The sequence below is a fragment of the Flavobacterium cupriresistens genome (genome assembly GCF_020911925.1).
GTDB classification, from domain to species: domain Bacteria; phylum Bacteroidota; class Bacteroidia; order Flavobacteriales; family Flavobacteriaceae; genus Flavobacterium; species Flavobacterium cupriresistens.
On sequence record NZ_CP087134.1, the window covers coordinates 4,745,971 to 4,760,034 of the forward strand.

At 34.3% G+C, this 14,064-nt stretch carries 11 protein-coding genes; 2 read left to right on the forward strand and 9 right to left on the reverse strand.

The genetic code is table 11. The annotated features are described in order from the left end of the window. Nucleotides 1–6: 6 nt before the first annotated feature. From LNP23_RS18980 to LNP23_RS19005, 6 genes are all read right to left on the reverse strand, one after another. Nucleotides 7–912: a ribonuclease Z gene (locus tag LNP23_RS18980; RefSeq protein WP_230002422.1), complete on the reverse strand. Its 906-nt coding sequence runs from the start codon at nt 910–912 to the stop codon at nt 7–9. Between the two features lie 382 nt (nt 913–1,294). Beyond that, nucleotides 1,295–1,627, reverse strand: coding sequence for a hypothetical protein (locus LNP23_RS18985; protein ID WP_047773303.1), 333 nt, complete (start codon nt 1,625–1,627; stop codon nt 1,295–1,297). A gap of 126 nt (nt 1,628–1,753) precedes the next feature. After that, nucleotides 1,754–2,677 carry an aspartate carbamoyltransferase catalytic subunit gene (locus LNP23_RS18990; protein ID WP_230002423.1) on the reverse strand — a complete coding sequence of 308 codons (924 nt, stop codon included), beginning with the start codon at nt 2,675–2,677 and terminating at the stop codon, nt 1,754–1,756. Between the two features lie 50 nt (nt 2,678–2,727). Then, nucleotides 2,728–3,267, reverse strand: coding sequence for a bifunctional pyr operon transcriptional regulator/uracil phosphoribosyltransferase PyrR (gene pyrR, locus LNP23_RS18995; protein WP_047773308.1), 540 nt, complete (start codon nt 3,265–3,267; stop codon nt 2,728–2,730). A 187-nt stretch (nt 3,268–3,454) separates the two neighbouring features. Continuing rightward, a complete protein-coding gene (locus tag LNP23_RS19000; RefSeq protein ID WP_230002424.1) occupies nt 3,455–6,199 on the reverse strand; it encodes a fibronectin type III domain-containing protein in 2,745 nt (914 codons plus the stop codon). A gap of 153 nt (nt 6,200–6,352) precedes the next feature. After that, nucleotides 6,353–7,558, reverse strand: a complete 1,206-nt coding sequence (locus tag LNP23_RS19005; protein WP_230002425.1) for a DUF418 domain-containing protein — start codon at nt 7,556–7,558, stop codon at nt 6,353–6,355. A gap of 252 nt (nt 7,559–7,810) precedes the next feature. Here LNP23_RS19005 and LNP23_RS19010 point away from each other — a divergent pair, with 252 nt between their 5' ends. Beyond that, nucleotides 7,811–7,984, forward strand: a complete 174-nt coding sequence (locus tag LNP23_RS19010; RefSeq protein ID WP_165579342.1) for a hypothetical protein — start codon at nt 7,811–7,813, stop codon at nt 7,982–7,984. Nucleotides 7,985–8,070: 86 nt separating this feature from the next. Here the strand turns inward: LNP23_RS19010 and LNP23_RS19015 are convergent, their stop codons facing one another. Together LNP23_RS19015 and LNP23_RS19020 are read right to left on the reverse strand one after the other, a co-directional pair. Further along, a complete protein-coding gene (locus LNP23_RS19015; protein WP_047773313.1) occupies nt 8,071–9,690 on the reverse strand; it encodes an ABC-F family ATP-binding cassette domain-containing protein in 1,620 nt (539 codons plus the stop codon). A gap of 469 nt (nt 9,691–10,159) precedes the next feature. Beyond that, nucleotides 10,160–10,933 carry a TlpA disulfide reductase family protein gene (locus tag LNP23_RS19020; protein WP_230002426.1) on the reverse strand — a complete coding sequence of 258 codons (774 nt, stop codon included), beginning with the start codon at nt 10,931–10,933 and terminating at the stop codon, nt 10,160–10,162. A 120-nt stretch (nt 10,934–11,053) separates the two neighbouring features. Between LNP23_RS19020 and LNP23_RS19025 the strand changes: the two genes are divergently transcribed. After that, nucleotides 11,054–11,974, forward strand: a complete 921-nt coding sequence (locus LNP23_RS19025; RefSeq protein WP_230002427.1) for a hypothetical protein — start codon at nt 11,054–11,056, stop codon at nt 11,972–11,974. Between the two features lie 140 nt (nt 11,975–12,114). Here LNP23_RS19025 and nagB read toward each other — a convergent pair whose 3' ends face one another. Beyond that, nucleotides 12,115–14,052, reverse strand: coding sequence for a glucosamine-6-phosphate deaminase (gene nagB, locus LNP23_RS19030; protein WP_230002428.1), 1,938 nt, complete (start codon nt 14,050–14,052; stop codon nt 12,115–12,117). Nucleotides 14,053–14,064: the final 12 nt, after the last annotated feature.

Consider the following 14,064-nt stretch of genomic DNA (forward strand, 5'->3'; position numbering starts at 1 on the left):
CTTCCTTTAAAATTCAAAACTTCTTCCATCATCAGCAAGAAGTACATTGGGAAAAATTGTTTCGGCTTCTTCTTTAAAAACTGTAATATCGCCATAACGCGTAGAATAATGCCCCAAAACCAACTGTTTGACATTGGCTTTTAAAGCAATTGTCGCTGCCTCTTTGGCAGTACAATGAAGCGTTTTTCCCGCCAAGCTTTCTTCAGAATCCAAAAAAGTGGACTCATGGTATAAAACATCTACATTTTCAATTAGTGGGATTACTGCCTCATGATAACCGGTGTCTGAACAGAACGCATAACTCATTGGCGGAATCGGATCAAATGATAACTTTTCGTTCTCAATAATAGTCCCATCCTCAAGTGTAACATTTCCACCACCTTTTATTTTCTGATAGTAACAGGTATCTATATTATAATTTTGAACAGCATCGACGTTCAGTTTTCTGTCTCCCGGTTTCTCCTGAAATAAAAATCCGTTGGTATAAACACGGTGTTTTAACGGAATTGTTTTTACAATAACCTTTTGATCTTCAAAAATAATTTCACTTTCCTTTGACTCCAGCTCATGAAAAAACAATTCATAGGTGGTCCACGAATTTGAAAGTCTTAATTGCAAAGTGATAATTTCTTTGATTCCTTTTGGTCCGTAGATGTGTAAATCTGTAGTACGTCCTAAAAGCGCAAAAGTCGAAATAGTACCAATTAATCCAAAAAAGTGATCCCCATGTAAATGCGAAATAAAAATGTGGTTGATTTTCGAGAATTTGATTTTATTCTTGCGCAGCTGAACCTGAGTTCCCTCTCCACAATCAATTAAAAACATTCTGTTTTTGATTTCTAAAACCTGTGAAGTAGGGTTCGTAATTGTTCTTGGAGTGGCTGCATAACAGCCGAGTATGGTTAGTTTCATTTAGATTGCAGATTGTTGATTTTAGATTTTAGATTGTCCATTAAGGCAATACTCAATCATAATTTATTCAAAATTAAATCTAAAAACCGAACTCTAAACTACCAAATCATTTTTATTTTGAAAATAACATTCTAAACTGTTGCTAAAGGATCAAGCCAAAAGTTGTGGAGTAATTTGTGTAGACCCTTTCCATTATTAGAATTAACAGATTTCGAGGTTTATTTTACCATTAGTTGGTAAGTTTTTTTTTGATCTTTGGATGGGCATTATTTCTCGCAAAGACGCAGAGTCGCTAAGTTTTTTATTTTAAACTTAACGAAATAAATGCTTTATAAAAAATAGTGTTCTCTCCGATTTAAATCTAAAATCTGAACTCAAAAATCTAAAATCCCAAGTCTCTTTCAATTTCTTCCATTTCGATAATATCATGTGCTTCCAATAAAGAAGGAACCACAATTAACTTATCTGAAATAGCATTAAAGTCAAGATCAGAAACTACAATTACAAATGATTTTTTCGCCTTTTTTTGCTGTTTCGAAAGTGGTAAAAACAGCTTTACATCTTTTTCAGAAAGTTCGGTATCTGCGGATAAATCTATTATAATATTTTGTTTTTCAAAGGTTTTAAATTGTTGCGTTACTTTTTCCAGGAAAGAATTAAAATCTCCCTGAGTATCTTTAATTGTAACGGTATGTCCTTTTTGATCTACTTTCATTTTATAATTTATAGAGGCTTGTATAATAAAATAATAATCCTGACTGCTAAGGTACGAAGATTTTTTAGAGTTTTGTGAATTGTAAAATGTGAACTGTAACTGCCCGCTGAGACCGTAAACTAAAGCTTAAAGCTTAGACGCTAAAAGATAAATTACAGCCATTCTGATTGCAACCCCATTCTCCACCTGATTTAAAATCACAGATTGATTCGAATCTGCTACTTCACTGGTAATCTCTACTCCCCTGTTTATTGGACCCGGGTGCATAATAACAATTTCTTTGCTTAGCGAATCCAGTAACGGCTTGTCAACTCCGTATTGCTGTGCATATTCTCTTGTAGAAGGGAAAAAGTTAACATCCATACGTTCGTTTTGTACCCGTAGCATATTGGCCACATCACACCATTCTAGTGCTTTTCTCAAATTGGGTTCGACTGTCACCCCAAGCGATTCGATATATCTCGGAATAAGTGTTTTGGGTCCGCAAACTTTTACCTCAGCACCTTGCATTTGCAAAGCATATATATTCGATAATGCCACTCTGGAGTGTAAAACATCACCAACAATAACTACTTTTTTACCGGCAACATCTCCTAATTTTTCTCTGATTGAATAACTGTCCAACAAAGCCTGAGTCGGGTGTTCGTGTGCCCCGTCTCCGGCGTTCACAATACTTGCTTTGACATTTTTAGACAAAAAATAAGCCGCTCCGGGATTGGAGTGGCGCATTACGACCATATCCACTTTCATCGAAAGGATATTATTTACAGTATCAATCAGCGTCTCTCCTTTTTTTACAGAAGACTGGGCTGCAGAAAAACTAATGACATCGGCTGATAATCGTTTTTGAGCTAACTCAAAAGAAAGTTTGGTTCTGGTACTGTTTTCAAAAAAGATGTTGGCAATGGTAATATCTCGTAACGAAGGAACTTTTTTAATTGGTCGGTTGATGACTTCTTTAAAATGATCGGCAGTTTCAAAGATTAGGTTAATATCATTCTCATTGATATATTTAATTCCTAATAAATGATTTACGCTTAATTCTTTCATTTTGTTTCGATTATATTTTTTTAATTGTACTTTTTATAATGAAGAATAAACTAGCTCGTTATTAAATGAACAACATCTTCTCCCTCATTTTCTTTCCAGCTTACTTTTACTTTTTCACCATTAATGGCATCTACCTGACGGCCTCGATAATCAGGCTGAATAGGTAAATTTCGGCTAAAACGCCTGTCGATTAACACTAACAATTCAATTTCTGACGGTCTACCAAAAGACTGAATGGCAGTTAAAGCCGCACGTATACTACGTCCGGTAAACAAAACATCATCTATAAAAATGACTTTTTTGTTTTCGACGATAAAATTGATTTGAGTTTTATTGGCTTCAAGCGGTTTATCAGTTCTGCGAAAGTCGTCTCTAAAGAAAGTGATGTCTAAATATCCCAAAGGAATCTCGGGCGTTTTATACTCGTTCTCTAATAATTGTTTCAGACGTTCTGCTAAGAAAACACCTCTTGGTTGTATTCCAACCAAAATAGTATCCGAAAAGTCTAAGTGTTTTTCAATCAACTGACAAGCCAAACGATGGAGTATGATAGTAACTTCTTTTGAATTAAGTAATACTTTTTGGCTCATAGTAAAGTGTAATGTTTGGTTGGGCAAAAGTACAATAATTTTATGAATCTGTTGTTTTGATTATTTGAAAAATAAAAGATCACTTATCATTCTATTTAAATCATGTCTTTGATTTCGCATTTCAAGCAAAAAAAGCCCCTGCAATCGCAGAGGCTCTTAAACTTAAAAATCTTTATGTAAACCCTAATTAATTCACTACCAACTTAGCAGTAAACAATTTACGGGAATGTATTTTTAGGATGTAAACTCCTTTTGGCAAATCCTGATTTATTAAAGAAAATTGATTGTTGTTTACATTTTTTGTAGCGTACAATAATTTTCCTTCCATATTGTAAATTTCAATTTCATCAATAGGATATTCTGATTGGATAAATGTTTCTCCATTACTACCCGTAGGATTTGGATATACTTTTAAACCATTATCAATTTTAAATTTATCGTTACCTAATTTCGTTTCGATTACTTCAAAAGAAACTCGGTTTGATACTTCGTTATAAGAATCATTTGTAAACATAACCAAAAAGTACTTTCCTTTTTCTGTAGGCAATTCAGGAGCTACAATGTTTTTAGTTCCTTGAGAAAGCCCTTCAAAATAAGTATAACTCACCAATGGTTTACTGTTTGGATTATCTCCGTCATGATAAATTCCTAACCAGTCTTTTACAATTCCCGGAGCGTCTGTCCAGGAAGCGGTGATTTGTTCGCCAAGATCATACACGGGTTTGTTGATCCATAATTCGGTAACAACAGCTCCAATTTTAAAGTACACTTTATTGCCAATAGCGTTAAAACCATCTTGCAAATAATACTCGGCATAATAATATCCTTTTGGCAAATTAGTAAATGATTTAGCGCCTGTAGCAGTTGTAACATATTGCCAGCTTGAAGCGGCAACACCTGATCCCGGATTAACTCCCATTTTGTATATTCCAATCCAATCTTTCGCTAATTCCGGTCCATTGCTGTAATTCACAACTACAGGAGTCCCAACAGAATATTCGGTCTTATCGGTAGTTAAGACCGGAACTAGTCCAACATAAAAATATTTACGTGGAGCAATTTCTGTGTAACCGCCATTGGAAAATATAACAGCATAATAACGTCCTTTATTCGCTAATCCTTTTGGAAAATTAATAAACCCACTTGGATTCCCGTCGGTATACTGCCAGCTCAACGAAGGCGTTATTGCTCCCGGTGTCTGCCCCTCTTTGTATAATCCTACCCAAGTTGATGTACTCGCCGGAGCGTCTGTAAAATTAACCTTGATAGGGGCATTTTGTAAATAAGTTAAAGCATCAGTGATTATCTCTGTATTTATAGTAGTACTTCCTGTAACCGTAAAGGTCTGTACATCACTCCAGGGAGACCATTCCAGATTGCGGTCTCTGTATCTTAATTTCACATAATACTTTCCATTTGGAAGTGAATTAGAAGCCAAATTCATTTTGGTAATATCTACACCCAGATTTATATTAACCGTAGAGTCTTTTTTAGTACCATATTTCCCGTACAAATTTTCGAAGTCACGGTATACTTCTTTCTTAACGATATCAAATGTCGGTGTTTGTGAAATTAAAAACTGACTGGTATTCAATAACTCATTCGTTGTGGTACTATAGGCTGAACCGGATATCGCTAATGGCAATGTCACATTTCCTGTAAAGGTATTCGTGATCGATGGTTTTACGGGAGCTGCTTTGTTTTTATATCTGTGGAACTCATCCATTAATTGGTTATTTTTCCATTTATCAACGCTTCCGATAGAATAACTTTCGATGTCCATTTTACCATTTGCCACATCGATGTCAACAATTTGGTAAATCCAATTACAGATTGTTTTTTGGACATCATCAAAATCCTGTTCAGTCGAAGATCCCCAATATTGATCCCATGCTGTACCTCCCGAAATGATATTATAGGTCGGTGTATTCTTTAATTGTCCTCTATGGTAAAGATGGTGATGCGCTCCAATATGCATCGAATATTTCGGTGAAGTCACCAACAAAGGAACTGCGGTATTACGAACCCAAGTAGAAATATCACCCACGTATTGCTCTGCCTGATACGGTCTGTGGCTCAAAGAAAAAATCCACTCTACCGTAGTATCCGTATTGGCTGCTGCCACAACCTTTTGTAACCACGCTAACTGCTCAGCTCCTGTATGTTCTGAACTTAAACTAATAAACAAAACATTACCTGCTTGTTGTGCATAATAATTCTCTGTTCCTGATGAAATTCCTTTATAAGAAAGTTCACTAATATAAAAATGATCATAATACGAATTCATTCCAAGTGTTCCGTAAGTCTCATGGTTTCCTACTGTTGTCTGAATAGGAATATTACCCGATAAACCTCTGTTCTTTTTAAAATGTACATTCTCATAATGATCCAAAGTACCTACATCGACCTGATCGCCCACCATAAATGTCATTGCAATATTATCGTCCGGAGATAGGGTTGCTCCCCATTTCTGTCTGATTTTTCTTTTGGCAGCCGACACTAAAGAATCATAACGAGGTACTGCTTTCAATTGATTATCCCCCATAATCAAAAAGCGAATATGACCATCTTTTGTAGCAGCTTGCCCCGGATTAGGCAGCGTTTTAAAAGAATAAACCGAAGACACTTCAGCTCCGGTTTTTATTCTGTAATAATATTTAGTATTAGGCGAAAGATTCATCAGCTTCGCACTGTGATAAAAATAATTCCCCGGATAACCTGAATCTGTAAAGACATTCGTATTACCCGTAACAGTTACATTAAGGCTGGTTGCAGCCGTTCCGTACTCTACAATAGATTCGGGATTACTGTTGGTTTTCCAGTTAACGTAAATAGAGGTCGGTGTTGCATTTTGCAAATAAGGAAATAGCGTTTGTGCGCGTGAAGCTAAACTTATTCCTAAAAATAGTAGTAGATAGTAAAGTTTTTTCATAAGTTGTTTTTCGTTGTTTAGACGACACAAAAGTATTCTACCAAAATGCAAATACTTTTAAGACAACATTACCCTTCTTTTATCTTTACTTCTCTTTATTGTAAAGTTAACTATTAAAATTACCGAAATCTATTCCAGTCAATACCAGCACAATTATGTTGAAACTGGCTTCTTTTCTTTTGCAAAAGAAAACCATGTAAGTTTGTGCCAAAGCGACTCCAATGGTCCTTGTCGGTGTGTTTTAAGCCACCACGTACAAAAACTCAATTGTAATAAAAACAAAACAATACCAATCAACAATCCGAATGTTGCTCCGGTATATTGGTAAAGCCCTAAACCAAAACGATAGTATATAAAAGAGCCTAAAATAGATTGTGTAAAATAACAAGTCAAACTCATTTTTCCAAAAGGAATCAATTTTGTTAAAACCTTATTTACGGCTTCTTTTTGGTACAACAACACAAATGTGCTTACCAACACCACCATAAAAGTAACATTTGACCACGAAGTAAAAATGATTAATAAGCTGTTTACTAAATCCTTATTAGCAACAACATCCGGCAAAAAAGTTTTGAATCCAAAAATCGGAATAAATAATATTGACGCATATAGTAATGCTTTTTTCCAAAACGCATTATTCGCCGGCGAGGCTACAAAAAGTTGCTTTCTTCCTACTATCATTCCAAACATGAATAGTGCCGGAGCCTGAAAAAATCTTCCATTTTCCCAAGACCAGAACACAGAAGCCCATCTGCCTATTGTTACATTGCCTACTGCATGATCCATAAACGAGCCGTCTCTTAAATACGCATACATATCACCATAATAGGCATTTGACCTATTAGCAGGAAGTACATAATCAGGGTTATAAAGAATATTAAAAAAATTGTACCATTCTAAAGGCAATGTCATTAAAAAAATTGCTATAATCAATACATATTTCGTTTTCAGATTACAAACCGGAATCAAAATCAATCCTAAAACCGCATACATCATTAATATATCACCAGAAAAAAAGAGGGTATTTACCAGTCCAAAAACAAACAATATAGCAAGTCTCCAAACAAACCTTACTCTAAAATCATTTCCTTTTTTAGCCTGATTATCATTTTGAATAAAAAAGCTAAATCCAAACAGTAGAGAAAAAATAGCATATGATTTTCCCGCAAAAAGGAAAAATAAAGTATCCCAAATCACCTTATCTAATCTTTTTATAGATTCGGGCAGATACTCAGGTAAATGATAAAAATCAAAATGTTCTAAATTATGAAGTAACATAATAGCCATGATGGCTAAACCACGTAAGGCATCTATCACTTCTATTCGAGGTGACTTTAAACTAAAAGCGTTTTCTGACATAAGATATAAAGGATTTAATTAAAGGTATATCTCTCAAAAATAATTTTATTTCATCAAAATCTACAATCTAAATCCTCAATTATCAAGCATTTATAAATCTAATTTTTAACTATTCTCAATTAAGTTTCATAAATAATAGAAATTAAATAATAAAACAATTTCGGAAAATTATGTAACACCTAATTTCATAACAGTCAGTAACTTCATGTTAGAATAATACTTGTTTTTTTTTAGAATTAAAATAGTAAAATCATGAAAAACAAAACACTACAATTGACACTAGTATTCGTTATACTATTGACATTTACAAGCTGCGAAGTGATTGGAGATATTTTTAAAGCAGGAATGGGCTTTGGTATTTTTCTAGTTGTTCTTATCATTGCCCTAGTTGTTTTTATAATCAGTAAATTCCTTGGTGGAAAATAAGCATAAAAAAACCTGTTCAACAACGGAACAGGTTTTATCTTTTTATAGTAGAGAGTCCTTCTTTTTTCAAGACGAACTCTTTTCAATTACAAATTGTACATTTTCTTTCTTTGTTCTTGAATTTTTTCATCATCCAAATATTCATCAAAAGTCATGTAACGGTCGATAACGCCATTTGGTGTTAACTCTACTACTCGGTTACCAACTGTTTGTGCAAACTCGTGGTCATGAGTGGTAAAAATCACCGAACCTTTAAAGTTTTTCAATGAGTTGTTAAAAGCAGTAATCGACTCCAAATCCAAGTGATTCGTTGGCTCATCCAGCATTAAGATATTGGCACGTTCCATCATCATTCTAGACAACATACAACGTACTTTTTCTCCTCCTGATAATACACGACTAGTTTTTAACGCTTCTTCTCCTGAAAAAATCATTTTCCCTAAGAATCCTCTAATAAATACTTCATCACGCTCTTCTTCTGTTTTTGCATATTGACGCAACCAGTCTACTAAACTTAAATCATTTTCAAAAAACGAATGATTTTCAGCCGGTAAATACGCTTGGTTGGTTGTAATTCCCCAATCAAAAGTTCCGGAATCTGCTTTTTGTTCATTGTTTAAGATTTCATAGAACGCTGTAGTTGCACGTGAATCTTTAGAGAAAAGAACGATTTTATCGCCTTTTGCCATGTTCAAGTCCACATCTTTAAACAATAATTCTCCGTCTACAGAAGCGCTTAAATTTTCAACATTCAAAATTTGATCTCCTGCTTCACGATCCTGATCAAAAATAATAGCAGGGTAACGACGGCTTGAAGGTTTGATCTCTGAAATATTCAATTTACTAATCATTTTTTTACGAGATGTAGCTTGTTTAGATTTTGCTACGTTGGCGCTAAAACGACGAATAAATTCTTCTAATTCTTGTTTCTTTTCTTCTGCTTTTTTGTTTTGCTGTGCACGTTGTTTTGCAGCCAATTGGCTTGACTCGTACCAGAACGTATAATTTCCTGAATAATGGTTTATTTTTCCAAAATCAATATCAGAAATATGAGTACAAACGGCATCTAAAAAGTGACGGTCGTGAGATACTACAATTACAGTATTTTCATAATTTGCTAAGAAGTTTTCTAACCAAGCGATGGTTTCAAAATCCAAATCGTTGGTAGGCTCATCCATGATCAGCATATCCGGGTTTCCAAAAAGAGCCTGCGCCAAAAGCACACGAACTTTAATTTTCCCCTCAAGATCGCCCATTAAAGTATAATGATGCTCTTCATTGATTCCTAAGTTAGACAACATTGATGCTGCATCAGAATCGGCATTCCAACCGTTCATTTCTTCAAATTGAACCTGAAGCTCCCCTATCCTGTCTGCATTTTTATCGTTGTAGTCTAAATAAAGTTCATCCATTTCTTTCTTAACAGCGTACAGCACTTTATTCCCCATCAAAACGGTTTCCAAAACAGTATGCTCATCGAACATGTTGTGATTCTGGTTTAAAACCGACATACGTTTTCCCGGCTCTAAATGAATATGGCCAGAAGTTGGATCGATATCACCTGAAATGATTTTAAGAAAAGTAGATTTCCCAGCACCATTGGCTCCAATAACTCCATAAATATTTCCGTGCGTGAAAGTGGTATTTACTTCGTCAAACAAAATTCGTTTGCCAAATTGAACTGATAAATTATTGACTGTTAACATGAATGTCTTTTTAATTAATTTTGTGCAAAAGTAAGGAAAAAGGTTCAGAGCTGCAAAGAAACTAAGAGGCTAAGTTTAGATATGTATTTTTTTAAACCATATAAGTTATAGAAGTCCATTTTAGCCAACCGTATCGTTCAACTTCTTGCTAAATTCTATCTCTCGCAAAGGCGCTAATTTCTATCTTTTCAATACTTCTTATTTTAACACAAAACTTCCACTACAAACTTTATTTAAACAAAAGTTATATTTTCTTACATGCGCAAATTTTTAAACCATATAAGTTATAGAAGTCCATTTAAGCTAACCGGATAGTTTAACTTCTTGCTAAATTCTATCTCTCGCAAAGGCGCCAAGTCGCTAATTTTCATCTTTTCAATGCTTCTTATTTTGACACAAAACTTCCACTACAAACTAAATTTAAACAAAACTTATATTTCCTTACATAACTTATATGGTTTAAAAAAAATCACATTTTGCTCTCTTTCGCTAAAGCAACTTCCAAACTCTCATAATTTGAGACTACCTTTTTGATTAAACCCTCTTTATCGAGAATAAAATGGGTTGGAAAAGCATTTAATTGTAACGTTTCATTCATATAAATTTTCATATTCGGAATCACGGAATACGACAAAGGTCTCTTAGCCAAAAATACTTTTAACTGCTGCGGATTATCTTCGGCCAGACTCACAAAAACAATATCTTTTCGGTCTTTATACTTTGAAGCTAATGCATTGACATGTGGAAATTCTTTAATACAGGCTGCACAATGAATATACCAGCATTTAATGACAACTATTTTACCCTTCATTGTCTCATTTGAAACTATATTTCCGTCTAAATCTTTAAAAGAAAACTTTGGAAACGCGGTTCCTTCCATTTTTAAATTCTTGTCCGCATCAAAAGCCTCCTGAACGATTGTCGCTTTTATACTGGTATCCGAATCCGGTTTAATTTTAAACAACTTATAATTGTAAATAGCTTCTTCTGAAAGTAAACGTATCGGAATAAAATTTCCTTTTGTAAGCTCTTCCAGAAAAGCTTCTTTTGTCATTGCATTAGAAAGAGAATCAAGTGGTGTAAAATCTCTGGAGAGCATTATTTTTTTATTTTGATACGCCCACCAATCCGAAAATTTGCTTTGAATGGTAATAGGATCTACTTCAGGATTTCCGTATTTTGACTGCGCGAAGCAAGAAATAGAAATAAAAATTGCAGTAACAATACTAAGTAGTTTTTTCATGAAATTGTATAAAATAAATCAAATTCAAAAGTACTTAAAATTCTAAAAACTTTATTAGTACTTTTGAATACAATAGGATTTTCCATTATTTACATCCTCACTATTATAAGCTTTTTTTAAATGAAAAAATTATTTACTTCACTTCTAATTATAAGCAGTCTATTTAGTTTCTCACAAACAGAAAAATTATTTTATTATACCGAAAAGGACAGTTTATTAGGAGTGAAAAATCAAAACGGAAAGATTATTATTCCCTTGCAACCTTCCCATTTTGCAGATTCTTATCTTAATGGACAGGAAATAAAAACTATGATTTTCAACCTGAATTTTCATCAATACTACAATCGAAAAGGAGATTTTTTATTTGATGTTTATTTAACTTCTGAAGGCCCGGATGATATTAATGAAGGTTTTATTCGGTATACTGAAAATAAAAAAAGTGGTTTATACAGTGATCAGGGCGAGAAAATTATTCCGGCCAAGTACGATTGGATTTCTCGAATAAAATTTGGCTTTGCTCAATTTTGCAACGGCTGTCATTTTGATTATACAAAAGACCCTGAGCATCCGCAATTAGTTGGTGGAACTTGGGGATATGTTGGTAAAAATGGAGTTGAAATACAACCAACTGAGAAACGAAATCACCCTAAAGATTTTGAAATAGAAAACCATCAATTTATCCCATATCAATTTGAGCACAATGAAAAGGAAAAACAGGTAGTCGCTTTTTTTGAAAAAAGAAAAAAGCAAATCCTTCAAATAAATGGTTCTGATTGTAAGGGCACAGAAATCTATTTTGAAATTGTTGGAAAACCGTCTGAACTTGACCCTTTTTATAAGATAGCAACCTTTGAATTATGTGGTTCTTATCTCCACAGCTCTAATGAGAACTATGATGATTTTAAGAATTTTAAAGTCTCTGAAGACGGGAAAAAATTCTACGCCGTTTACTTAGATTCTTTTCATAGTAAGGAATATCTGGAATATGTCGAGAAAAAAATCCTTGTAGACAAATGGATTAAAAAGAATCTTAAAAAATAACACTCTTCATAGGTTACTGTTTTAAACCTCAAAGAAAAAGACAAAATCCAAAATGACTTTAATGAAAACTAACACTTGTCATAAAATCAATCTGAATTTTGTCATTTGATTCGCTCTAACCGAATCTTAAAAAAACAACACTAATAATCAAAACGTTTAAAAGCTTCAATTGCTTCATATTCAGCCAAACCTAAATCGTCATAAAGGACAGCTGTATTTTTGTTGCGATCTTCTGCCCTAACCCAAAATTCTCTAGAGTCATTTCCTTGAAACATAACTCTGTCTTTTTGTGATTGATGGTATAAAATCGCATGACGTTTTAATAATACCTCTGATGGACTCAACGGAACGGCCATGTCAATTTCGTGAATGTCCCATTCGTGCCAAGCTCCTCTGTACAACCATAACCAGCAGTCATCCATGTAAGCTTGTGGTTTTAATTCTTTTAATGCTGCGAAAATAGCATTCAGACAAACTTCGTGTGTACCGTGCGGGTCTGCTAGATCTCCTGCTGCAAAAACCTGGTGTGGTTTTATCTTGGCAATGATATCCTTTACGATCGCAATATCATCAGGTCCCAATGGGTTTTTCTTAACTTGTCCTGTTTCGTAAAAAGGAAGATCTAAAAAATGCGTGTTTTCATCTTTTAAACCGATGTATCTTGTGGCAGCATAAGACTCTCTTCTTCTGATAAGCCCTTTTAATTTTCGAACTTCTAATGAATCGATTTGATTTTCTGATTTATTGTTCAAAAATTCAATTACGGATTTAAAATTGATATCCGCTGCTCCGGCACCGATAAAATCACTGCCAACTTCTGCAAATTTTAAAGCTTCATCATCTGTTACTGCAATATTTCCTGAGGTTTGATATACAACATGTACATCATGTCCTTGTTTTATCAATTTTGAAAAAGTCCCTCCCATTGAAATAACATCGTCATCGGGGTGAGGACTAAAAAGGATTACTCGCTTTTTTGCAGGATCGGCTCTTTCGGGACGATGCGAATCATCCGTGTTGGGTTTTCCGCCTGGCCATCCTGTAATGGTATGCTGCAAAACATTAAACATGTTGATGTTCAAGTCATAAGCAGAACCTTCTTGCGCCAAAAGATCTGACATACCGTTATTGTTGTAATCACGGTCTGTTAATTTTAAAATGGATTGTTTTGTTTTTTGGCACAACCAAACAATCGCTTTACTTTTTAATTCTTGTGTCCAAATACATTCTCCGACTAACCAAGGTGTTTTGAAACGTGTCAGCTCTGAAGCTGCGGATTGGTCTAATACGAAAGTCGCATTAGGGTGATTTTGTAAAAAGGTTGCCGGAACTTCTGAAGAAATATCTCCTTGAACTGTTCTTTTTATGATGTCAGCTTTGTTCTGACCCCAAGCCATTAATACAATTCTTTTAGATCTCATAATGGTAGAAACTCCCATGGTAATAGCTCTTTTAGGAACATTATCTATACCATTAAAATCAGACGAAGCATCTACTCTTGTAATGTGATCCAGTGTAATAATACGAGTACCGGAGTTGATATGGGATCCCGGTTCGTTGAAACCTACGTGACCTGTACGACCGATACCTAATAATTGAAAATCAAGACCTCCTGCATTTTTAATATTCATTTCATAATCGATACAATATTGATTTAATTCATCAATAGCGATTGTACCGTCTGGAATATTAACATTATCAGGATTGATATCAATATGATTAAAAAGATGCTGATGCATAAAATGATGATAGCTCTGATTGTTCTCTTTGGTCATCGGATAATATTCATCCAGATTAAAAGTGATTACATTGCTAAAACTTAGCCCCTCTTCTCTGTGCATTCTTACTAATTCCTCATATACTTTTATAGGAGAAGAACCTGTCGCTAAACCTAAAACACAAGATTTTCCTTTCTCTTGTTTCGATCGGATTAATTGAGCGATTTCCTGTGCTACAATTAAGGAAGCTTCGGTAGAATTTTTGAAGATTTCGTTGTGGATTTTTTCAAATCTTGTCTCTTCAAATTTCCCTGCGCTTTTATAGCTGATATCAGGTTTTATTTCTAAAGCACTTTTCATTTCTTTATCTTT

Bases quoted from the DNA above. Each gene is read 5' to 3' on its own strand.
- pyrR (WP_047773308.1), bottom strand. From the start codon at position 3,267: ATGAGCCAAAAAGTATTACTTAATTCAAAAGAAGTTACTATCATACTC.
- LNP23_RS18980 (WP_230002422.1), bottom strand. From the start codon at position 912: ATGAAACTAACCATACTCGGCTGTTATGCAGCCACTCCAAGAACAATT.
- LNP23_RS18985 (WP_047773303.1), bottom strand. From the start codon at position 1,627: ATGAAAGTAGATCAAAAAGGACATACCGTTACAATTAAAGATACTCAG.
- LNP23_RS19000 (WP_230002424.1), bottom strand. From the start codon at position 6,199: ATGAAAAAACTTTACTATCTACTACTATTTTTAGGAATAAGTTTAGCT.
- LNP23_RS19025 (WP_230002427.1), top strand. From the start codon at position 11,054: ATGAAAAAATTATTTACTTCACTTCTAATTATAAGCAGTCTATTTAGT.
- LNP23_RS19015 (WP_047773313.1), bottom strand. From the start codon at position 9,690: ATGTTAACAGTCAATAATTTATCAGTTCAATTTGGCAAACGAATTTTG.
- LNP23_RS18990 (WP_230002423.1), bottom strand. From the start codon at position 2,677: ATGAAAGAATTAAGCGTAAATCATTTATTAGGAATTAAATATATCAAT.
- LNP23_RS19005 (WP_230002425.1), bottom strand. From the start codon at position 7,558: ATGTCAGAAAACGCTTTTAGTTTAAAGTCACCTCGAATAGAAGTGATA.
- LNP23_RS19020 (WP_230002426.1), bottom strand. From the start codon at position 10,933: ATGAAAAAACTACTTAGTATTGTTACTGCAATTTTTATTTCTATTTCT.
- LNP23_RS19010 (WP_165579342.1), top strand. From the start codon at position 7,811: ATGAAAAACAAAACACTACAATTGACACTAGTATTCGTTATACTATTG.
- nagB (WP_230002428.1), bottom strand. From the start codon at position 14,052: ATGAAAAGTGCTTTAGAAATAAAACCTGATATCAGCTATAAAAGCGCA.